The sequence below is a fragment of the Proteus sp. fly-1008 genome, assembly GCF_040140305.1.
GTDB lineage: Bacteria > Pseudomonadota > Gammaproteobacteria > Enterobacterales > Enterobacteriaceae > Proteus > Proteus vulgaris_B.
Map to the genome: position 1 here is coordinate 141,906 of NZ_JBEEWH010000004.1, position 20,733 is coordinate 162,638.

Sequence of the window (20,733 nt, forward strand, 5' to 3'; positions counted from 1 at the left end):
ATTAATAATATATGTACGATAAAAAGTGCAAAAACACTTTTTTAACCTTTTTTATCTAAGTAGGCTTAAGTATAATTCAAAATTCGTTTTAACTAGCAAAATGAGAATAACAAATGAATAAAATAAAATCTATCGCAGTGTATTGTGGCTCTAGTTTAGGCGCATCACCTATTTATAAAGAACAGGCCATTATTTTTGCCAAAGAGCTGGTTAAACGTAATATCACCTTAATTTATGGTGGTGCAAGTGTAGGAATTATGGGGACACTCGCCGATACAGTATTAGCTGAAGGCGGAAAGGTGATTGGCGTTATTCCTACGCTATTAGAAGGGCGTGAAATATCTCATAATAATCTGACTGAACTGCATATTGTTGAGACCATGCATCAGCGTAAAAGTAAAATGATAGAACTGGCTGAAGGTTTTGTCGCTTTACCGGGTGGTTTTGGTACATTAGAAGAGTTTAGTGAAGTCTTTACATGGAGCCAAATTGGTTTGCATCAAAAACCATTGGGCATACTTAATATCAATCAGTTTTATTCACCATTATTAATGATGATTGATAAAATGGCAGACGAACAATTCTTACATGAAAAGTACCGCAATATGGCAATTGTAGAACAATGTCCTATTCAATTATTAGATAAATTTGAAACATATATTGCACCTCCAGTAAAAACCTACAACAAATAAAGGTAAAAAATGATAATAATAAGAAAAGCAATTTTGTCTGATGTAGAAGAAATTAATGACCTTTATACCCATTTATTTAATGAAATGGCTAATTTACAACCCGATCGATTAAAGCCGGGTAAGCAAGACGAAGCTTTTATTATTAATGGAATAAAAAATAATAAATTTCATCTTTTGGTCGCAGATTTAGATGGCAAAGTAATTGGATTTAGCATTGCACAAATTCAAGAAACGCCTATGTTTAACTGTTTAGTTCAACGTAAATATGCCTATATTTACGATATTGTTACTGATCCTACAATACGTAACCAAGGTGTCGGCCGTTTATTGCTAACTGCAATGAAAGAGTGGGCGATATCAGAAAAAATGACACATCTTGAGTTATCTGTATTAGCTGAAAATGGCGCAGCAAAACGTTTTTACGAACGTGAAGGGTTAAAAGAAGTGAGCACAGTGATGGGGATTGCTTTATAACAGACTAAATTTATATTAATTCTCATAGGATTAAGCGCATTGATAAAAATAAACCCGCTTAACGCGGGTTTATTACTTATATTATTCAGCTAAATTGTGGGTTTCCCCGCAATGATCGTACACAATACCCTGACATTTTCAACATCTTCTGCCGATATTTCAAACAGGTTTCTATCTAATACTATAAAATCGGCAAATTTTCCGACTTCTAATGATCCAATTTGAGTATCCATATCCAAAGCTTCTGCCGCATTAATGGTGGCTGCACGTAAGACTTCCACTAATGTCAGATTACGATCGTTATCAAGACGTGGACTTGTTGCATCTTTTTGGCGAGTCATCGCAACTTTAAAATCGTACCATTCATTAAGTGGATCAATCGGCCAGTCGCTACCAAAAGCTACGGTGACACCCGCATCAATAAATTTCCCTGCCGTTTCCAAATATTCACAGCGAGATTTACCAAGCATTTCAATATCTTTCTCAATATTGTTCTGATCTACAGCAGCCCATTGGAAAGAGAGAAAAGGGTAGGTTTTTAATTGTGTAAAACGAGCATAATCTTTTTCACACATCAATTCATTATGTGCAAGCCCCGGTCTAATGTCTTTTTCAGGTAACACTTTACGCATTTCACTGATAGCGTCTAGAGCCGTACTAATTGCACCTTCAGCAACGGTATGAATATGAGGATGATAACCCGCACGGGCAATTTCTGTGACTAACGGCGTTAAAATTTCAGGTGAGAAATAGAGATCGCCAATATGTTCAGAGTCTTGCCAATGAGGAGTGTCATCAGTCCCGACATTAATCCGATAAGGGGCATGAAGGCGTGCCGTCATAATTGGTGCTTGTAATACACCATCAAGAAAAAGTTTGATATGGCGGATCGCAACACTAGGTTGAGCCCCATCGCTGATTTGATGCCATTGTGAAAAACGAGTAGCTGCATGGTGTACAGCATTTGGAATAGCATCAATAGATGGCACATCATCAGGCGTAATTTCAACGGCATTTTCAACACGAAGAGTCAGTTCACCGGCTTTTCTTAATGTATTAAAGGCGCGTAATTGAGGCTCACCCACACGTGCATCCATAATAGTGGTTACACCTTGTTCATTTAATAATTTTTGAACATGACGGGCGATTTGCAGGTTTTGTGCTTCAGTGAGTGGTGGCAAGCTATCAATAGCTTGCATTGCAGGTGCGTCTTCAAGAATACCTATTGGTGTTCTATCACCATCACGTTCAATGTTTCCATCAGGAGGATCAGGTGTTTCCGCAGTGATATTTAACAGCGCTAAAGCGCGTGAATTAGCCAATACGCTATGGCAATCACTTGAAAAAAGCAAAATAGGGCGAGCTGTATTTAAGGTATCAAGGTGATAGCGTGTCATTTGTACGCCTTCTGGTTGCATACCTTCACGATACCACGCAGAAACTTTTAGCCATTCAGTATCATTATCAATAAAGTTTTCATCAAGGTATTTTTGAATACGCGATAAAATGTCATCGATAGCAAGTGATTGATAATCAAGATGGCAACCCGCTAATGTTGCACCTCCCCAGAATGGGTGCATATGTGCATCAATAATGCCCGGCATGACCATTCTTCCCTGTAAATCAATTTGTTCAGTATTTTCATTACAGTAAGAAAGTAAACCCTCTTTTTTACCAGAAGCAATAATTACACCTTGGCTGATCGCGATAGCATCAACAATATTGTTATTATGATCAGCGGTATAAATAAGCCCGTTGTAATAGAGAGTGTCTGCAATTTGAAATGTCATTCTTCTACCTTGTATTGCTTTTTTAGCACGTTGAGCTTGTGCTTAAATGATAGTTTTGCTTATAGGGCATCCTGTTGCGTTTTGACGCGGGCGGTCATAGTAGAATTAAATCAGAGTGAATACTACAAGCTTGTCACGTCGATTTAGCGAGAAATACGACTTAGAGGATGATTAAATTGCTAAGAAAATAGATTGATACCTCTATTTTTGGGAAGCGATAAGGTAAGTTTAAATAGGTTAGACTTACCTTATCTAGAATAAAAAGTAGTTAGTTATCTGGTAAATCGGCAGAGCATACTTCGCAATGTGGGTTTTTAGGTAGCTTAAACTCACGAAATTGCATTCGCATTGCGTCAAACATTAATACTTTGCCATGCAAGTTTTCACCGTAGCCAGTGAGTAACTTTATTGCTTCAACAGCTTGTAATGTGCCAATAGTACCTACAACAGGTGCCATTATGCCCGCTTCAACACAACTTAAAGCGTTGTCGCCAAAAAGATGGCTCAGACAACGATAGCAAGGCTCGTCATCTTGATAAGTGAATACACTGATTTGACCTTCCATTCTAATCGCTGCACCAGATACTAGTGGTTTTTTTTGATGAAAGCAGAGGCGATTAAGTTGCTCGCGTACTGCCACATTATCCGTACAGTCCATTACGATATTATGTTGGCTAATAAGTTTATCTAAAGCCTCATCTTCAAGTAATGCATCAACGGTGTCTATTGTGACATGAGGATTAATTGCTTCTAATGTTACTTTTGCAGATAGTACTTTGGGTTGGCCAATCGTAGCGTCACGATGAAGAATTTGGCGCTGAAGATTAGAAAGGGAAACTGTATCAAAATCTAATAATGTGAGTTTTCCTACACCTGCGGCTGTAAGATATTGCGAAGCACTACATCCTAAGCCACCTGCGCCAACAATCAATACAGAGGCACTTTTCAGTGCCTCTTGACCATCAAAATCAAAGCCCCTCAATACAATCTGGCGATTGTAGCGCAGTGTTTCTTCATCGGTTAATTCGATACTCATAAAAACTATTCGCTTTTTAACAGAGAATTAAATAGCTCGATTGTGACGGTTTCACCCGCAGCCACTTTACCACGCTCACGTTCTAAGACGATAAAGCAGTTAGCGACACTAAAGGAGCTATAAACGTGTGAGCCTTGGTGACCTGAAGTGTCTACTTGCCACACACCTTCTGCATTAATACTTGCGATACCACGTTGAAAATCAAGACGACCCACTGATTTTTTCAATGGTGATTGTGTTATGGCTTGGAAACGTTGTGGTGCTTTCCAATGACTAAAACCTGATAACCGCGCAATCAAAGGCTGAACTAATTGATAGAATGTGACGGTTGCTGAGACAGGGTTACCCGGTAAACCGCAGAACCATGCATTGTGCAATCGACCAAATGCAAATGGTTTTCCTGGTTTAATGGCTAATTTCCAAAAACCAATCTCTCCAATTTCATCAAGAATTTGTTTGGTGTAATCTGCTTCACCTACAGAAACACCGCCACTGCTGATCACTAAATCTGCTTCTTGATCTGCTTTTTTAAAGGTTTCACGGAGTTTTTCAGGTGAGTCAGGAATAACGCCTAAATCTAAAACTTCACAACCTAATTTTTCAAGCATTAAGCGTACAGCAAAACGGTTAGTATCATATATTTGCCCCGTTTTTAATGGCTGACCGATAGTTTGTAATTCATCACCTGTTGAGAAAACGGCAACTTTTAAGCGTCGATAAACTTGTACAGTGGCGATCCCTAAAGAGGCGATTAATGGCAATTGTGCTGTTGAAAGCTTAGTGCCAGCAGATAATACAATATCGTTTTCTTTAATATCTTCACCAATACGGCGAATATTTTGGCCTTTCTTAGCAGGTTGTGAAAAATGAACACCATGTTCAGTGACTTCAGCTTCTTCTTGCATAATGACAGTATCAACGCCTGTAGGAACCATTGCTCCTGTCATAATGCGGACACATTGACCAGCAGGAAGTTCTCCCTCAAAAGGAATACCCGCAAACGATTTTCCCGCCACCGGAAGAGGAATTTGGGTGTCTAAGTCAGCGTAACGAAGTCCGTAACCATCCATTGCAGAATTATCAAAAGGTGGAACATTGAGTGGAGATGTAATATCTGCACTTAGAATATAATCGGCTGCATTATTTAATGGGATGTTAAGGGTATCGGTAATTGCCAGCGGTTTTTCAAGTAGTTTTTCTAGCGCTTCATCAAGAGATAATAAACCGCTAACGTGACATTGACTCATCATATACTCCAAGATCTATCGAAATGTTCTGTTTTATTTCATGATACTAATCTATCACGATGGACATCATCATGTCAGAGATCATCTTGTGACTAGAAAGAAACGAAACGTATTATTACAAAAGTGTTAACTATCTGTGGTTAATATGTTGCTCATTCTGTTATTAATGAACAGCACATTTAAAATGTATAAAACGATAAAACAAAATAATGGATATCAATGAATACTTCAAATCACCAAAGTCATTCAGCGCAAGCTTTTCATATCGCGTTTAGTGGTTTTCTTGCTTTAGTCGTTGCAATGGGTATAGGGCGCTTTACCTTTACACCACAAGTGCCATTAATGATTGCAGAATATCAATTGACGCTAACAAGTGCTGGTATTGTCGCCGCATTTAATTATCTTGGTTATCTTGCTGGCTCCTATGATGCAATGAAAGCAGTTAAAGGTGTGGGGTATCGTTTGTGGGCGGGACTTTGGGGGGCGGTGATAATTACTCTGTTGTCCGCTTTTTTAAATGACGCATTTACACACAGTATTGCTCGTTTTTTTATCGGTTGGGCAAGTGGTTGGACGTTGGTGCTGGTGGCGTCATGGGCCAATGAATTATTGGCTCGCCTTAATCGCCCCGCATTAAGCGTTGCTGTTTATGCTGGAACAGGGGCAGGTATATTTATTAGCGGAATGCTCGCTGTATTAATTATGAAATGGCAAATGAATGCGATGACTGGCTGGCTTATTTATGGTTCGCTTGCTTTTATTTGTGCAATATATGTGTGTTACCACCTTCCTAAACCTTGGGCGATGAGTCGAGAAGAGGTAAAAATTGCACCTTTAACACTGACACCAGCAATGAAAAAGTTGATTTTGGGTTATACCTTTGCGGGTTTTGGTTATATTTTACCGGCTACATTTCTTTCTCAAATGGCAGCAGAGCGCTTCCCAGGGAGCTTAATCGCACAATTTGTTTGGCCCATATTTGGTGCTTCTGCTGCATTATGTATCGGAATTGCCATTTTAACGCGTAATGTATTAAACACGCAGTTACGCTTAGCCATTACGCTTTGGTTACAAGCATTAGGTATTTTGATCGCAGAGTGGATACCGACAATAACAGGGCTTGCGATAGGTGCTTTTTTAATTGGTGGCGGTTTGATGTGTGCGGTACAACTTGCTTTTTTACGAGGTAGAGAGTTAGCACCTGATCATGGGCGTTATATGGCGGGTTTACTCACGACTTTTTATGCTATTGGACAATTGGTTGGTCCTATTGTTTCTTCGCTTTCAACGGCATTAACCGGGAAATTAGAACCTGCGCTTTATGTTGCCTTTATTGTGTTGATAATCGGTGGTTTTCTGGTGTGTTTAAAAGAGAAAAAAAAGGCTTAATCTAAAAATAGTTCATACAAAAATGCAATAATTTCATAACGAAAAATGCGGTATCGCTGGATAATGTGATTCATGTCATCTAAAGTGTAGGCTGTTGTCGCTGACAGCGAAACAGATACTTCATTAATGTGTTTATCGGAGAGTCCAATGTCATCATTAAGTAAAGAGGCGCAATGGGTGCACGCTGCGTTAGTTGAACGCGGTTTGGAAACGCCTCTTCGTGAATCAAAGCTATCTCCAAGTGAGAGTAAACAGCAAATTGAACATCATATGACCGAAGTGATGAAGCTGTTAAATCTGGATTTAACTGACGATAGTTTAGCTGAAACGCCTCGTCGTATTGCTAAAATGTATGTTGATGAAATTTTCTCAGGACTGGATTATCACAACTTCCCAAAAATCACACTAATTGAAAATAAAATGCAAGTTGATGAAATGGTGACAGTACGAGATATCACATTAACCAGTACTTGCGAACATCACTTTGTTACCATTGATGGCAAGGCGATTGTGGCTTATATTCCAAAAGATAAAGTGATTGGCTTATCAAAAATTAATCGTATTGTGCAATTTTTTGCTCAACGTCCTCAAGTTCAAGAACGTTTAACCCAGCAAATTCTTATCGCATTACAAACGTTACTAGGCACAAAAAATGTGGCTGTTTCTATTGATGCGGTTCATTACTGTGTTAAAGCTCGTGGTATTCGTGATGCAACGAGTGCAACCACGACAACCTCGTTAGGTGGGTTATTTAAATCGAGTCAAAATACGCGTCAGGAATTTTTACGCGCTGTTCGTCACCTTTGAGATTTCAAATAAATGAATGAATCGTCTCATCAACGTATCGAAGCACTTGATGCGTTGAGAGGAATGGCGATCCTTGGCATTTTATTGCTCAATATTTCAGGTTTTGCCTTATTAAGAGTGGCTTCATTTAACCCGTTACATTCGGGGGAAGCCTCTTTTGGTGATCGTATAACATGGATGGCATTAAACCTTTTTGCCCAAGGCAAGTTCCTCTTTATTTTTGCGTTATTATTTGGTGGTACGCTTTACTTGCTACTACGCAAAGGAACACGTTTTAATTTATCGCGGTTAGTTGTGTTAGCGTTGATTGGTGTTATTCACACACTATTTCTTTGGGAAGGTGATATCTTATTTCCATATAGTGTGTGTGGATTATTTGTTTTTGTTTTTATCAAATCAATAACGACAAAGAACCAATTTATATTGGGAGCGATACTCTATTTTTGTGGTGCACTTATTTTAGGTGTGTTGTTTTATTATTATCGTGATTTTATTGATACCGTTTGGTACAGCACGCCATATTCCCAAATGGTTGAATCCGATTGGAAAACAGGGCCTTATTTAAATAGTATTTATTATCGTTTGAATGAATTAAGTATTTTTGTTTTTAATTTGGTACGTCAATATAGTTGGTTTTTATTTGGTGCAATGTTGATGGGTGCTGCGCTAATGGCATCAGGCTGGTTACAGCAGAAATTTAGCCGTACACACTATGGTTATGTGGCACTTTGTTTTCTCTCAATCAGTTTAAGCTTACAAACAATTGTTGTGCTGGTGGATTATTTTTTTGATTGGGATTATCGCTGGGCTGCGGTTTGGGCACAGCCTTTGACGATGTTGATCCAAGTTATACAAAGCTTGGGGTATATTGCGTTATTTTATTGGAGTTGGAATACAATTAGTCACTCTTATTTTGCCTATGCTTTACGTTGCGTAGGAAAAATGGCGCTGACGACCTATTTAATGCAAAGTCTTATCGGCATTATCCTATTTCAGCGGATGGGATTATTTAACCAATTTACCTTACCTGAACTGATGCCTTTTGTTGTGGTTATTTGGGCAATCAATATTGCTTTTGCCGTAATTTGGCTACGCTATTTCCCACAAGGCCCAATAGAGTGGATTTGGCGTAAATCAGCCTCAAAATTAGCGCAATTCTTTTAGGTTTTCTCGTGATTATTGTCACTTAGAGGAAGTGATTCAACTTCCTCTGGTGAAACTGCGGGATATCCTTTAATGCCATCAGGAATAGATTGTATCGCGGGAATTGTTTCTGGTGGCCCTAAAAAGCGCGGCTCTCGATTTAGAATATATACATCAATTATTGCACCTGCTCTGGCAAATACCTCACGTATGCGTACTTTAAACATACTTTTAGGGGATGCAACTGCGAAACATTGCGCATCAATTCCTTTTTCTAATGCGATAAAAACAGCTCGTTCACAGTGAAAACGTTGCGTAATAATAGTAAAGCCATCAGTCCCAAAAACTTCTTTTGTCCGCACAACAGAATCAAGCGTTCTGAATCCTGCAAAATCCATTACGATACGAGAAGCCGGAATACCCGCTTTAATGAGATCTTTACGCATTGTATTAGGCTCATTATAGCTATGCTTTGCATTATCCCCGCTTAATAATAAATACTGGATTTTACCACTATTATAGGCATTAACAGCACCTTGGATGCGATATTGATAAAATTGGTTAATGTAACCACTGGTGTAATATTTTGATGTACCTAACACCATGCCCACTTTTTTAGCGGGTAACCTATCAATATCTTCAAAAATATAAGGATTTGTTTTCCACCCGATCCAGCGATCGCAGGCAATCAAGGTGACTGCAAGTAGAATAAAAAGCGTGAGAAAAAGATAAATGAGGCGTTTTAGCATGTCCTTGCCTTAATGACGCAAATAACAAATGACTTTCATAATGGTTAAGGCTACTTGAGCAGAGATAGGGAAGCAAGAAAAAAGCGCCTCATATTAAGTAATGATGCGCTTTTCAGAATGGTACTTAGTATTTAGAACGACGTTCTTTTGTAAATACGGTATTCAGGCTGCCAATAGTTGCGTTCAATTGCTTCTTCTAAGGCTGAATCTGAGGTGACAGTAGCAACACCTTGTACTTGTGCTTCTTTTGCAACTTGTTTTGCAATATAACGCGAAACTTGTTGAATATCAGCCAGTAAAGGTAATAGGGAGCCGTCACCCTCTTTTGCCATTGGTGAGCAATCAGCTAATGCACGACTTGCAACCATTAACATGGCATCAGTCACACGTTTAGCACCACAGGCAATAACACCTAACCCAATGCCTGGGAAGATATAAGAGTTATTACATTGTGCAATTGGATACTCTTTATCTTTGTATTTTACAGGTGCAAATGGGCTGCCAGTTGCAACTAAAGCTTGGCCATCTGTCCAATTGATAATATCTTCAGGGCGGGCTTCAACACGTGAAGTTGGATTAGATAATGGCATCACGATAGGGCGTTCACAGTGTTTGTGCATTTCACGAATAATTTCTTCAGTGAATAACCCAGCTTGTCCTGAAACACCAATTAAGATTGTTGGTTTTGCATTCTTAACTACTTCTAACAGAGAAATCGCATCGCTTTCTGTTTTCCAATCAGCAATGGCTTCACTTTTTTGGATAAGCTTGCTTTGGAAATCAAGTAAATTTGGTAGTTTATCAGTTAATAAGCCAAAACGGTCAACCATGAAGATACGCTCACGCGCTTGCTCATCGCTTAAGCCTTCAGATTTCATTTGGGCAATGATTTGCTCAGCAATACCACAACCCGCAGAGCCTGCACCTAAGAAAGTGACTGTTTGGTCTTTTAATTGGCGTCCCGCAGCACGGCTAGCCGCGATAAGACTACCTAAAGTAACAGACGCAGTACCTTGAATATCATCGTTAAAGCAACATAATTCATCACGATAACGGTTTAGTAAAGGCATCGCATTTTTTTGCGCGAAGTCTTCAAATTGCAGCAAAACATTTGGCCAGCGACGTTTAACAGCTTGAATAAATTCATCAACGAACTCGTTATATTCATCACCAGTAATACGAGGATGGCGCCATCCCATATATAGTGGATCGTTTAAACGTTGTGGATTGTTAGTACCAACATCAAGTACAACAGGCAATGTGTACGCTGGGCTGATACCCCCACACGCGGTATATAAAGAGAGTTTACCGATAGGAATACCCATACCACCGATGCCTTGGTCACCTAGACCAAGAATACGTTCGCCATCAGTGACAACAATCACTTTTACGTTTTGTTTAGTGGCGTTTTGTAGCATATCGTCGATATTGGCGCGGTTAGGGTAAGAGATAAACAAACCGCGAGCACGACGATAAATATCAGAGAAATGTTCGCAAGCTTCACCCACTGTTGGTGTGTAAATGATTGGCATCATTTCAGTAAGGTGAGATTCCAATAAACGGTAAAACAGCGTTTCATTGGTGTCTTGGATGTTTCTTAGGTAAATATGTTTGTCGTTATCGTTTTTGAAATCAAGATATTGGCGATAAGCGCGTTCAACCTGCTCTTCAATAGTTTCAACTGCTTCAGGCAGTAAACCATGTAAGTTAAAGGTGCTGCGTTCTTCTTCGCTGAAAGCACTACCTTTATTTAACAGGGGAAATTCAAGCAGGATTGGGCCTGCATACGGGATGTAGAGAGGGCGTTTACTTTCGTGTTCCAGTTCCATGAAAAATACTCTTGTAAGGCAGTTAGTCACATGACAATTGTAGATCCTACAAAATAATAAAAATATGTACAGCTTATGTTATTTTTTTATGATTTTAATGCTTAGAAATGAGAGATAGATACAGTTGTTACAACTTTTTCTGGTAAGCATCAGCAAAATTTACATGCTGATGCTTTTTTAGGAGAGATTTTTAGAGGAATAAGTTAAAACTTTTTACAAAGTGATGCGTTGCATCTGGCGACAACCTAAAGCTGTTAATGTGGCTTGAGTTGCATCCCATTGTGTTAAGATTGTTTCTGCTTTTTCAATTAGGACAGCAGATTCAATTTCCATCACACTCTCACCTGCCATATTTAATAAAATTAATGCGGCTTGTAATGGCGGTAAGCTTGGGTTAAATGCGGCATTTTCTGCGTAGCTACCTTGGAAAATTTTGCCATTTTTCATTTGAACAGCAATACCACTGTGAGACTCACTATAAGGTGCATGACTACGATTGGCAGCTTGTAGCGCCTGTTGTGCTAATTCACTAGGGTTATCAATTTTGTAACCGTGATTAACCTTATCCATTAATAAAGAGGTGATATTGAGATCCTTCGGGCCAAAGCTATCAGGTAAATAATCCCCTAATGTCGCTACCTTTCTACCAGGTAATTGGATCTGAATATGGGTGCCGCTGTTGAGTTCGTTCATAAACTGGCGACAATGACCACAAGGTGTATAGTTAACGGTGATTGAAATTAAGCGAGATTCACCACGTAGCCATGCGTGAGTTACCGCACTTTGTTCAGCATGGACTGTTTGTTGTAATGGTGCGCCAGCAAATTCCATATTGGCACCGAAGTAAAGATTACCACTTTCACCACGAGCAACCGCACCTACTTTGAAGTTAGAGATAGGTGCAACAGCGCAAGCCGCAGCAACAGGCAAAAGTGCAAGGGCTAAGGCATCATCATTACATTGTAACTGTGTTTTTATGGCGTTGACCTGTTCTGTCGTGAACATTGCAGGGAATGCATCCTGCTCAAGATAAGGAGCAAGTGCGTGTTGTAACTGCGGAGATAAATCTGACCAAATTGCCTGAAAACGAGTATGCATACATGAGTCTCCCATTAATCTTTCTGTATTATAAGATTCTAGGCATCTTTACCCATTCTTATATGTGATGAAAATCATATTTTCAATGAAACAATTGCAACAAATTCATTAATTGAGAGATGTATCTCAAATTTATAGTAAAAATCCCCGAAATAAATTTAATTAAATCGGGGATTTAAGAATGGAGAGTAAGAAAGAGATCAACTATAAAGATGCAAAATAATAGGGAATATAAACGGAGCAAGTAAAGAAGTAATAATCCCACAGGTCATTAATGCTAATGAACTATAAGCACCTTCGATATAATCTACTTCTGCAGCTCTTGCTGTTCCCACTGCATGCGAAACGGTTCCCATAGCTAAACCTCGAGAGGCGTGAGTCGGAATTCGCAATATCTTGAATAGAGTGTGACCAAAAATGGCACCTAAAATACCTACTGCAATAACACATGCAGCACTGATTGCAGGAATACCACCTATGGAGTCTGCGACTGCCATCGCGATAGGTGTTGTGACGGATTTAGGTAAGATTGATGCTGCGATTTCAGGTGTTGCACCAGCCCATAAGGCAATCGCAGTACCACTAGCCATGGCAGCAACACTACCAATAAAGCAAATACTAATTAATGATTTCCACTGTGCGCGAATTTGGTGTAATTGCTGATAAAGCGGGATTGCTAAAGCGACAACCGCAGGTTGTAGTAAGTCATTTAAAATACGACTACCTGCAAAATAATTTTCATAAGGTATTTTAGTTATTAATAAAATAGGAATAATCACCACAATAGCAATTAAAAGCGGATTTAAAATAGGCAATTTAAATCGGGCTGCAAGCTTACGAGCTAAGTAAAAAATAAAAATACTTAAAGGTAGTGACCACCAAATATTCATCAATATGGCTAACATTTTTTCTTCTCGCTTAACGCGTTATCGTCGTCTTTCTTTTTTGTTTCAACAATATCTTTAACTTGGTCTGGTTTTGAACCCACGATAATGCGTTCACGATGAACGTAGTGTGAGCAATATGCAACGAGTGCCATAACACCAAAGGTACTCACGACGCAGGCTAAAACGATGGGAAAAAGTTGCTGACTTAACAAATCATAATAGTTCATTACACCAACACCGATAGGGATAAAGAGTAATGACATGTTTTTTAATAGGATATTGGCACCGGGTTTAACCCAACGTAAAGGGATAAGCTGGAAAGCAAGTAGACCAAAAAGGATCAGTAAGCCAACAATACTGCCTGGAACCGCAAAGGGTAGAAGGGCTGAAATAAGATTACCAGCAAAGAGACAAAGATAAAGTACCAAAAAAGATCGTAGATAATGCCAAAGTGTAATCTGCAATCGTGCCCGTTTAGATTTCATAAGTAAGTGTCCCAAATCAACTAACAGAATTATCATACACCGATTTTGAAAGTGTGCTATGGATCACAATAAAAAAAGAGCGGGGCTCTAATAGAACCCCGCCATTTATTTACTTGGCAAATGAATCTTGGTTGTTATTTCACTTGTTGGCCCGGTTTTGCACCAGTATCTGGGCTGAGTAAGAAGATATCTTTATCACCCGGGCCGGCAGCCATTACCATGCCTTCTGAAATACCAAAACGCATTTTACGAGGTGCTAAGTTTGCCACCATTACTGTTAAGCGACCTTCTAACACTTTAGGATCTGGGTATGCTGTACGAATACCGGAAAATACTTGGCGAGTTTCTCCACCTAAGTCCAAAATTAATTTCAACAGTTTGTCTGAGCCTTCAACAAAATCTGCTTGTTTAATTTCAGCGATACGCATATCAATTTTTGCAAAATCATCAAACTTGATGGTTTCTTGGATCGGTGAATCAGCTAATGGACCAGAGACTTCTTTTACGGGTGCAATGGTACTTTTAGATGCTTCAACCATTGCATTGGCTTTATCCATTTCAATACGGTTAAACAGCGCTTTGAATTTAGTGATTTCTTGGCCTAACAGCGGTTGTGCAAGTGCATCCCATGTTAATTGAGTTTGCAAAAATGCTTCTGAACGTTCTGTTAGTGAAGGTAAGACTGGTTTCAGATACGTCATCAACACGCGGAACAAGTTAATTCCCATGGTGCAGATTGCTTGTAACTGAGCGTCTTGACCTTCTTGTTTTGCCACTACCCAAGGTGCTTTTTCGTCAATATAACGGTTAGCTTCATCAGCTAATGCCATAATTTCACGGATGGCTTTACTAAATTCACGATTTTCGAATGATTGTGCAATGGTTTCTTGCATATCAACAAAGTGCTGATAAAGCTTAGCATCATCTAAAGAATCTGCTAATTTGCCATCAAAACGCTTGCTGATAAAACCAGCGGTACGTGATGCTAGGTTAACGACTTTATTTACGATGTCGCTATTTACGCGCTGAACAAAGTCTTCTAAGTTTAGGTCAATATCGTCAATGCGTGATGAAAGTTTTGCTGCATAATAATAACGTAGGCAATCAGCATCAAAATGATCAAGATAGGCACGAGCAGTAATAAATGTGCCACGAGACTTAGACATCTTGGCGCCATTTACAGTGACATAACCATGAACAAATAGGTTTGTTGGCTTGCGATATTCACTGCCTTCTAACATAGCAGGCCAGAATAAGCTGTGGAAATAGACGATATCTTTGCCAATAAAGTGATAAAGGTCAGCTTTGCTGTCTTTATTCCAAAACTCATCAAAATTTAAATCACCGCGTTTTTCACATAAGTTTAAGAATGAACTCATGTAGCCAATCGGTGCATCTAGCCATACATAGAAATATTTACCTGGTGCATCTGGAATTTCGAAACCGAAATAAGGCGCATCACGAGTGATATCCCATTGCTGTAAACCACTATCGAACCATTCTTGCATTTTATTCGCAACTTGTTCTTGCAGTGCGCCTGAACGGATCCATGCTTGTAGCATGTTGCTGAATGCAGGTAAGTCAAAGAAGTAGTGTTCTGTTTCGCGCATTACAGGTGTTGATCCTGAAACGACAGAACGTGGATTAATTAATTCTGTAGGGCTGTATGTTGAGCCACATACTTCACAGTTATCACCGTATTGGTCTTGTGCTTTACATTTAGGGCACGTGCCTTTTACAAAACGGTCAGGAAGAAACATGCCTTTTTCTTCATCATACAGCTGAGAAATTGTTTTGCTTTTGATGTGACCATTTTTCTTCAGTGCTAGATAAATTTTCGTCGATAATTCACGACTTTCTTCACTGTGTGTAGAGTGATAATTATCATAGCTGATATTGAAGCCAGCAAAATCCTGCTGATGCTCTTTGCTCATTTCTTCAATCATGGCTTCTGGGGTTATACCCAATTGTTGAGCTTTCAACATAATTGGAGTGCCGTGGGCATCGTCAGCGCAGATGAAATGAACTTCTTTGCCGCGCATTCGTTGATAACGGACCCAGATATCTGCCTGAATGTGCTCAAGGATATGACCGAGATGAATTGAACCGTTAGCATAAGGTAACGCGCAGGTTACCAATAATTTATTCGCGACGTGAGACATAGTAAGGATCTTACTTCCATAAAATTAATAAAAGGGACTTTGATGGTAACCGATCCGTCATGATGTCGCTAGGGCAATAATGGAGTTTTTGCAAGAGAAATTTCAGTTGGCAAATTGAGGTAAGGCATTATCGTAGTCATCTACTATCTGATATGATAGATACACTCATATAGTTAATAAATAATGAAAACGAGAGGAGCCGGGATGAGTGATAAATCCCCCGAGCAGACCACCCCTGAGATTCTGAACGAAAAGGTTTCAGGTGTCTTGTCTACTTTTGAACACCCGACATTGAAACGTAATCTGCTTTCTCTAAAAGCATTACATCAATGTGCGATGATTGACGATGTTCTTCATATCGAATTAGTGATGCCATTTGTTTGGAAAAAACCTTTCCAAGCGCTAATCGAAGAAAAGACAGCTGAACTTCGTGACATTACAGGCGCAAAAGCGATTGAATGGAAACTCAAGCATAATATTTCAACCTTACGTCGTGCAAATGATCTGCCTGGCGTTAATGGCGTGCGTAATATTCTTGCTGTGAGCTCTGGTAAAGGTGGTGTAGGTAAATCAAGTACAGCCGTTAACCTTGCATTAGCCCTTGCACAAGAAGGTGCTAAAGTGGGTATTCTTGATGCGGATATTTATGGGCCGTCTATTCCTAATATGTTAGGTACCACAATGGAGCGTCCAACGTCTCCTGATGGACAACATATGGCGCCAATTATGGCTTATGGATTAGCGTCTAACTCTATCGGTTATTTAGTGACTGATGATAATGCGATGGTATGGCGTGGTCCTATGGCAAGCAAGGCGTTAATGCAAATGCTCCAAGATACGTTGTGGCCTGACTTAGATTATCTCGTTATCGATATGCCACCAGGAACAGGTGATATTCAATTAACCTTATCCCAAAATATCCCTGTAACCGCAGCGGTTGTGGTAACAACACCTCAAGATATTGCGCTGGTGGATGCAATGAAAGGGATTGTCATGTTTAAGAAAGTCAATGTGCCAGTATTAGGTATTATTGAAAACATGAGTGCGCATATTTGTAGTAACTGTGGTCACCTTGAGCCTATCTTTGGTACAGGTGGCGCGGCGAAATTGGCGGAGAAATATCATTGCCAATTATTAGGTCAAGTTCCTCTTCATATCTCTTTACGTGAAGACTTAGACCGTGGACAGCCAACAGTGATGCGTGATCCAGAAGGTGAATTTGCTGATATTTATCGCGAAATAGCGTCAACCGTTTCTGCTCAAATGTATTGGGATGGTGATGCAATTCCAACGGAAATTTCTTTCCGCGCAGTGTAATCGCAGTAGAATAATGCCTGAAATTATTTACTGATTTAAATGGAGAGTCATTTGGCTTTCCATTTTTTACATGTGATTTCCGGCTGTTTTTGATAAAAAACAAATAGATTTCTGGTTTTACGCTGGAACCAGAGTGATTTCAAAACTATAATCTGCGCTAGCGTAATATTTACATATTATTACGTTATCCCTCTTTTTATTTCAAACCAGGTTTTTGATTATGGCTGACACAGCACATCAGTGCACAATTGTAGGTATCGCTGGAGCTTCTGCTTCGGGTAAAAGTCTTATTGCAAGTACGCTTTACCGTGAATTAAGAGCGCAAGTAGGTGATCATAATATCGGTGTGATACCAGAAGATTGTTATTATCGTGACCAAAGTGATTTAACGATGGAAGAACGATATAAGGTCAATTATGACCACCCAAATTCGATGGATCACTCACTTTTATACCAACATTTGTGTGAATTAAAAGCAGGAAAAGCCATCGAACTCCCCCAATATGATTACGTCGCTCACACACGCAAAGCAGAATCCATTCCTTTTAGACCAAAAAAAGTTATCATCATTGAAGGCATTTTGTTATTAACAGACAAACGCCTACGTGAAGAGATGGATTTTTCTATTTTTGTTGATACGCCATTAGATATCTGTTTAATGCGTAGAATTAAACGTGATGTAAATGAACGTGGGCGTAGCTTAGACTCAGTCATTGAACAATATAATAAAACTGTTCGTCCGATGTTTTTCCAGTTTATTGAACCTTCTAAACAATATGCCGATATTATTGTGCCAAGAGGGGGTAAAAACCGCGTTGCGATTGATATTCTGAAAGCAAAAATAGGGCAGTTCTGCGAATAATAGGTTCATTTATGGGCAGCTTTCATGCATGATGAAACTGCCTAATTAACTTGAAGAAGGAAATAAAATGCGATTATGCGACCGTGATATTATTCAGTGGCTGGATGAAGGTAAATTAGTCATTGAGCCTCGCCCGCCTGTCGAGCGAATTAACGGCGCAACAGCAGATGTTCGCTTAGGAAACCAGTTTCGTGTTTTCCAAGGACATACTGCCGCTTATATTGATCTGAGTGGCCCAAAAGCTGAAGTGAATGCTGCATTAGAACGTGTGATGAGTGATGAAATTGTTTTACCTGAAGGTGAAGCGTTTTACTTACATCCTGGTGAATTAGCATTAGCTGTGACACTAGAGTCAGTCACATTACCTGATAATGTGGTGGGGTGGTTAGATGGACGCTCATCATTAGCACGCTTAGGTTTGATGGTGCACGTTACTGCACATCGTATTGATCCTGGTTGGCATGGACAAATCGTATTAGAATTCTTTAATTCAGGTAAACTACCTCTTGCATTAAGACCGGGCATGGTGATTGGTGCATTAAGTTTTGAACCTATGTCAGGCCCTGCGGATAGACCTTATAATCGTCGTCAAGATGCTAAGTATAAAAATCAACAAGGTGCGGTAGGTAGTCGAATTAGTGAAGATTAACTATCTTTATAATCATCATTATCAGATTTCACTAAACGGGTAATTATATGAAAAGGTTTTTGACAACACTGGCTATTTTGCTTGTGGTTATTTTGGCAGGCTTAACAGCATTAGTTTTACTCATTAACCCTAATGATTTCCGTGGATATCTTGTTGAAAGAGTTGAAAAACAAAGCGGTTATAAACTCACATTACAAGATGATATGCGTTGGCATGTTTGGCCAAAACTGAGCATTATCAGTGGTAAAATGTCATTGACAGCACCTGGTGCTGAAATGCCTTTAATTACTGCGGATAATATGCGTCTGGATGTTGAGTTATTACCGCTTCTTTCTCATCAACTTGAAGTAAAAGAAGTCATGCTTAAAGGTGCCGTAGTACGTCAAACACCCGAAAGTAAGGCTATTCCAAAAATAGTTTCTCCTTCTACACCTAAAGATGTTTCTCACCCAGTGATTGAAACAAGAGCGAATAATTGGCAGTTAAATATTGCCAAAGTTAAAATTTCAGACAGCTTAATTATTTGGCAAATGAAAGATGGCGAGCAGCTTAATTTGCGTGATATTAATTTATCGCTGAAAACAGATGATAAAAAACAAATTAATCTAGAGATGAGTACGAAAGTAAATCGTGATCGTCGTGAGATAACGCTAAATGTTGCTGCTAATGCTGATATGAACAGCTATCCTTACCAAATCAATGGTACGATCACACAGTTAGATTATGCATTATCCGGAGTAGAAATCCCTGAAAATGGCATAACAGGAAGTTTAACCTCGGATTTTATGATCCAAAATGAGGGTGTGAGAAAAATTTCATTTGATAACCTAAATCTCACTGCTAATGATAGTCAATTACAAGGCAGTGTTAGTGCGGAGTTTGCAAATAAAACACGTTATCAGGTTGATTTAAAAGGTGAACAATTAAATTTAAATACGTTGTTACCAGAGTTAGCAGCGACTAAAATAACTGAAACCGCATTATTGGTTCCTAAAGATAATAAAATACCATCATCATTTTCATTATTTAATACTGCGCATGCGGCTCCAGCACCAAATGCCACGATTATGGCCAAGCCGGTTATTACTTCAGTGACTATTGAAAATAAAGAATATGATTTAACCCATTGGGGCAATATTGAATTTACGCTGAAATTAGCACTAAATAAGCTCCTTTATAAAGATTTAGAGATTAATAATTTTAAACTTGATGCGCTAAATAACCCTAATTCGCTAAATATTCAAACTTTAACAGGAAAAATTCTTCAGGGTGATTTTTCACTTCCTACCGTGATTTCTACAAGTATTGTGCCAGCACATATTAGTATGGATATCACAATGAATAATATTCCGTTACAACCTCTATTGCATGCGTTCAATCAGCCTGAAAATTTCAGTGGATTAATTTCAGCCAAAGGAAATGTTGAAGGTGCGGGATATAACCGAAAAGCCTTTTATCATTACTGGCAGGGCACACTGAATACCTCATTAACTCAATTTAAGATGCAGGGCTTAAATGTCCCTCAGGTGATCCAGCAATCTATTGCCCAAGCGACAGATAAAGTGATTTATCCTGAAGATATCGAAAGTTACACTCAAGCAGATAATGTCATTGCCCAATTTAAATTAACACCCAAAGGACAATTGGCGGTTAATTCCCTTGATGCTCAAGCTGATGCTTATCAAATTAAAGGGCAGGGTAAAGTTAACCTTCAACGTCATGATCTTGATGTAACATTATTGGTTAATATTAAAAAAGGGTGGGGTAAAGAAAATGAATTTATCCGCCAACTGGCTAAAATTGATATTCCATTAAGACTTTATGGGGATTGGAATGCGGTGCAATATGAGCTCAATGTTGAAAAATTATTGCGCGATCAATTACAGCAAAAAGCGAAACAAGCTATCGATAATTGGCTGAATAAGCAAGATGCTGAAAGCCCAGAAGTAAAAGCACTTAATCAGCTTTTGAAGAAAATTTAATCTCACGACTTTTAACTTCATCACACTCTTAATAAAAGCACACAATTTTGATAATTGTGTGCTTTTTGCTTTATATCTATCATTTAATTTATGTTTTGAATGAAAAGTAAGCATTCGTGCTATATCTATACAAAA

At 39.0% G+C, this 20,733-nt stretch carries 18 protein-coding genes; 9 read left to right on the forward strand and 9 right to left on the reverse strand.

Annotated elements, in window-relative coordinates; all coding sequences use genetic code 11:
* Window positions 1–113 precede the first annotated feature (113 nt).
* Window positions 114–692 carry an LOG family protein gene (locus tag ABN256_RS09165; RefSeq protein ID WP_115350889.1) on the forward strand — a complete coding sequence of 193 codons (579 nt, stop codon included), beginning with the start codon at window positions 114–116 and terminating at the stop codon, window positions 690–692.
* A gap of 9 nt (window positions 693–701) precedes the next feature.
* Complete coding sequence (locus tag ABN256_RS09170; RefSeq protein ID WP_072070534.1) at window positions 702–1,166, forward strand: GNAT family N-acetyltransferase; 465 nt, start codon at window positions 702–704, stop codon at window positions 1,164–1,166.
* Between the two features lie 89 nt (window positions 1,167–1,255).
* Here the strand turns inward: ABN256_RS09170 and ABN256_RS09175 are convergent, their stop codons facing one another.
* The 3 genes from ABN256_RS09175 to moeA all read right to left on the reverse strand — a co-directional run bounded on the left by ABN256_RS09175 (window position 1,256) and on the right by moeA (window position 5,239).
* Window positions 1,256–2,956, reverse strand: a complete 1,701-nt coding sequence (locus ABN256_RS09175) for an amidohydrolase (RefSeq protein ID WP_349439402.1) — start codon at window positions 2,954–2,956, stop codon at window positions 1,256–1,258.
* 268 nt (window positions 2,957–3,224) lie between these two features.
* On the reverse strand, window positions 3,225–3,992 hold the full coding sequence (gene moeB, locus ABN256_RS09180; protein ID WP_349439403.1) for a molybdopterin-synthase adenylyltransferase MoeB: 768 nt from the start codon (window positions 3,990–3,992) through the stop codon (window positions 3,225–3,227).
* A gap of 5 nt (window positions 3,993–3,997) precedes the next feature.
* Window positions 3,998–5,239: a molybdopterin molybdotransferase MoeA gene (gene moeA / locus ABN256_RS09185; protein WP_349439404.1), complete on the reverse strand. Its 1,242-nt coding sequence runs from the start codon at window positions 5,237–5,239 to the stop codon at window positions 3,998–4,000.
* Between the two features lie 219 nt (window positions 5,240–5,458).
* Here moeA and ABN256_RS09190 point away from each other — a divergent pair, with 219 nt between their 5' ends.
* The 3 genes from ABN256_RS09190 (at window position 5,459) to yeiB (ending at window position 8,599) form a co-directional block, all read left to right on the forward strand.
* A complete protein-coding gene (locus tag ABN256_RS09190; protein WP_340895718.1) occupies window positions 5,459–6,628 on the forward strand; it encodes a YbfB/YjiJ family MFS transporter in 1,170 nt (389 codons plus the stop codon).
* Window positions 6,629–6,775: 147 nt separating this feature from the next.
* On the forward strand, window positions 6,776–7,435 hold the full coding sequence (gene folE / locus ABN256_RS09195) for a GTP cyclohydrolase I FolE (RefSeq protein ID WP_072070529.1): 660 nt from the start codon (window positions 6,776–6,778) through the stop codon (window positions 7,433–7,435).
* Window positions 7,436–7,447: 12 nt separating this feature from the next.
* The gene (gene yeiB, locus ABN256_RS09200; protein WP_349439405.1) at window positions 7,448–8,599 is read left to right on the forward strand and encodes a DUF418 domain-containing protein YeiB; all 1,152 of its coding nucleotides are present in this window, start codon (window positions 7,448–7,450) and stop codon (window positions 8,597–8,599) included.
* Here yeiB and sanA read toward each other — a convergent pair.
* The 6 genes from sanA to metG form a co-directional block, all read right to left on the reverse strand.
* Window positions 8,596–9,327 (reverse strand): outer membrane permeability protein SanA, encoded by a 732-nt coding sequence (gene sanA / locus ABN256_RS09205; protein WP_196553374.1) that lies wholly within the window; start codon window positions 9,325–9,327, stop codon window positions 8,596–8,598. The two genes, yeiB and sanA, sit on opposite strands and share 4 nt — an antisense overlap.
* 131 nt (window positions 9,328–9,458) lie before the next feature.
* Window positions 9,459–11,156 carry an NAD-dependent malic enzyme gene (locus ABN256_RS09210; protein ID WP_072070526.1) on the reverse strand — a complete coding sequence of 566 codons (1,698 nt, stop codon included), beginning with the start codon at window positions 11,154–11,156 and terminating at the stop codon, window positions 9,459–9,461.
* Between the two features lie 213 nt (window positions 11,157–11,369).
* Entirely contained in the window at window positions 11,370–12,254 is an 885-nt protein-coding gene (cdd, locus tag ABN256_RS09215) for a cytidine deaminase (protein ID WP_196553373.1), read from the reverse strand.
* Window positions 12,255–12,454: 200 nt separating this feature from the next.
* Window positions 12,455–13,150, reverse strand: a complete 696-nt coding sequence (locus ABN256_RS09220; protein ID WP_072070598.1) for a CidB/LrgB family autolysis modulator — start codon at window positions 13,148–13,150, stop codon at window positions 12,455–12,457.
* Between the two features lie 2 nt (window positions 13,151–13,152).
* The gene (locus tag ABN256_RS09225; protein WP_072070524.1) at window positions 13,153–13,626 is read right to left on the reverse strand and encodes a CidA/LrgA family protein; all 474 of its coding nucleotides are present in this window, start codon (window positions 13,624–13,626) and stop codon (window positions 13,153–13,155) included.
* 134 nt (window positions 13,627–13,760) lie between these two features.
* Window positions 13,761–15,788 carry a methionine--tRNA ligase gene (gene metG / locus ABN256_RS09230; RefSeq protein WP_196553372.1) on the reverse strand — a complete coding sequence of 676 codons (2,028 nt, stop codon included), beginning with the start codon at window positions 15,786–15,788 and terminating at the stop codon, window positions 13,761–13,763.
* A gap of 204 nt (window positions 15,789–15,992) precedes the next feature.
* Between metG and apbC the strand changes: the two genes are divergently transcribed.
* From apbC to asmA, 4 genes are all read left to right on the forward strand, one after another.
* Window positions 15,993–17,105, forward strand: coding sequence for an iron-sulfur cluster carrier protein ApbC (apbC, locus tag ABN256_RS09235; protein WP_115350896.1), 1,113 nt, complete (start codon window positions 15,993–15,995; stop codon window positions 17,103–17,105).
* Window positions 17,106–17,325: 220 nt separating this feature from the next.
* On the forward strand, window positions 17,326–17,967 hold the full coding sequence (gene udk / locus ABN256_RS09240) for a uridine kinase (RefSeq protein ID WP_072070521.1): 642 nt from the start codon (window positions 17,326–17,328) through the stop codon (window positions 17,965–17,967).
* A 67-nt stretch (window positions 17,968–18,034) separates the two neighbouring features.
* Window positions 18,035–18,616: a dCTP deaminase gene (gene dcd / locus ABN256_RS09245; RefSeq protein ID WP_072070520.1), complete on the forward strand. Its 582-nt coding sequence runs from the start codon at window positions 18,035–18,037 to the stop codon at window positions 18,614–18,616.
* A gap of 47 nt (window positions 18,617–18,663) precedes the next feature.
* Window positions 18,664–20,598, forward strand: coding sequence for an outer membrane assembly protein AsmA (gene asmA, locus ABN256_RS09250; RefSeq protein WP_196553371.1), 1,935 nt, complete (start codon window positions 18,664–18,666; stop codon window positions 20,596–20,598).
* Window positions 20,599–20,733: the final 135 nt, after the last annotated feature.

What these genes read in the sequence shown, in the direction of transcription:
- ABN256_RS09165 (WP_115350889.1), top strand. Translation starts at nt 114, where the DNA reads ATGAATAAAATAAAATCTATCGCAGTGTATTGTGGCTCTAGTTTAGGC.
- ABN256_RS09170 (WP_072070534.1), top strand. Translation starts at nt 702, where the DNA reads ATGATAATAATAAGAAAAGCAATTTTGTCTGATGTAGAAGAAATTAAT.
- ABN256_RS09175 (WP_349439402.1), bottom strand. Translation starts at nt 2,956, where the DNA reads ATGACATTTCAAATTGCAGACACTCTCTATTACAACGGGCTTATTTAT.
- moeB (WP_349439403.1), bottom strand. Translation starts at nt 3,992, where the DNA reads ATGAGTATCGAATTAACCGATGAAGAAACACTGCGCTACAATCGCCAG.
- moeA (WP_349439404.1), bottom strand. Translation starts at nt 5,239, where the DNA reads ATGAGTCAATGTCACGTTAGCGGTTTATTATCTCTTGATGAAGCGCTA.
- ABN256_RS09190 (WP_340895718.1), top strand. Translation starts at nt 5,459, where the DNA reads ATGAATACTTCAAATCACCAAAGTCATTCAGCGCAAGCTTTTCATATC.
- folE (WP_072070529.1), top strand. Translation starts at nt 6,776, where the DNA reads ATGTCATCATTAAGTAAAGAGGCGCAATGGGTGCACGCTGCGTTAGTT.
- yeiB (WP_349439405.1), top strand. Translation starts at nt 7,448, where the DNA reads ATGAATGAATCGTCTCATCAACGTATCGAAGCACTTGATGCGTTGAGA.
- sanA (WP_196553374.1), bottom strand. Translation starts at nt 9,327, where the DNA reads ATGCTAAAACGCCTCATTTATCTTTTTCTCACGCTTTTTATTCTACTT.
- ABN256_RS09210 (WP_072070526.1), bottom strand. Translation starts at nt 11,156, where the DNA reads ATGGAACTGGAACACGAAAGTAAACGCCCTCTCTACATCCCGTATGCA.
- cdd (WP_196553373.1), bottom strand. Translation starts at nt 12,254, where the DNA reads ATGCATACTCGTTTTCAGGCAATTTGGTCAGATTTATCTCCGCAGTTA.
- ABN256_RS09225 (WP_072070524.1), bottom strand. Translation starts at nt 13,626, where the DNA reads ATGAAATCTAAACGGGCACGATTGCAGATTACACTTTGGCATTATCTA.
- metG (WP_196553372.1), bottom strand. Translation starts at nt 15,788, where the DNA reads ATGTCTCACGTCGCGAATAAATTATTGGTAACCTGCGCGTTACCTTAT.
- apbC (WP_115350896.1), top strand. Translation starts at nt 15,993, where the DNA reads ATGAGTGATAAATCCCCCGAGCAGACCACCCCTGAGATTCTGAACGAA.
- udk (WP_072070521.1), top strand. Translation starts at nt 17,326, where the DNA reads ATGGCTGACACAGCACATCAGTGCACAATTGTAGGTATCGCTGGAGCT.
- dcd (WP_072070520.1), top strand. Translation starts at nt 18,035, where the DNA reads ATGCGATTATGCGACCGTGATATTATTCAGTGGCTGGATGAAGGTAAA.
- asmA (WP_196553371.1), top strand. Translation starts at nt 18,664, where the DNA reads ATGAAAAGGTTTTTGACAACACTGGCTATTTTGCTTGTGGTTATTTTG.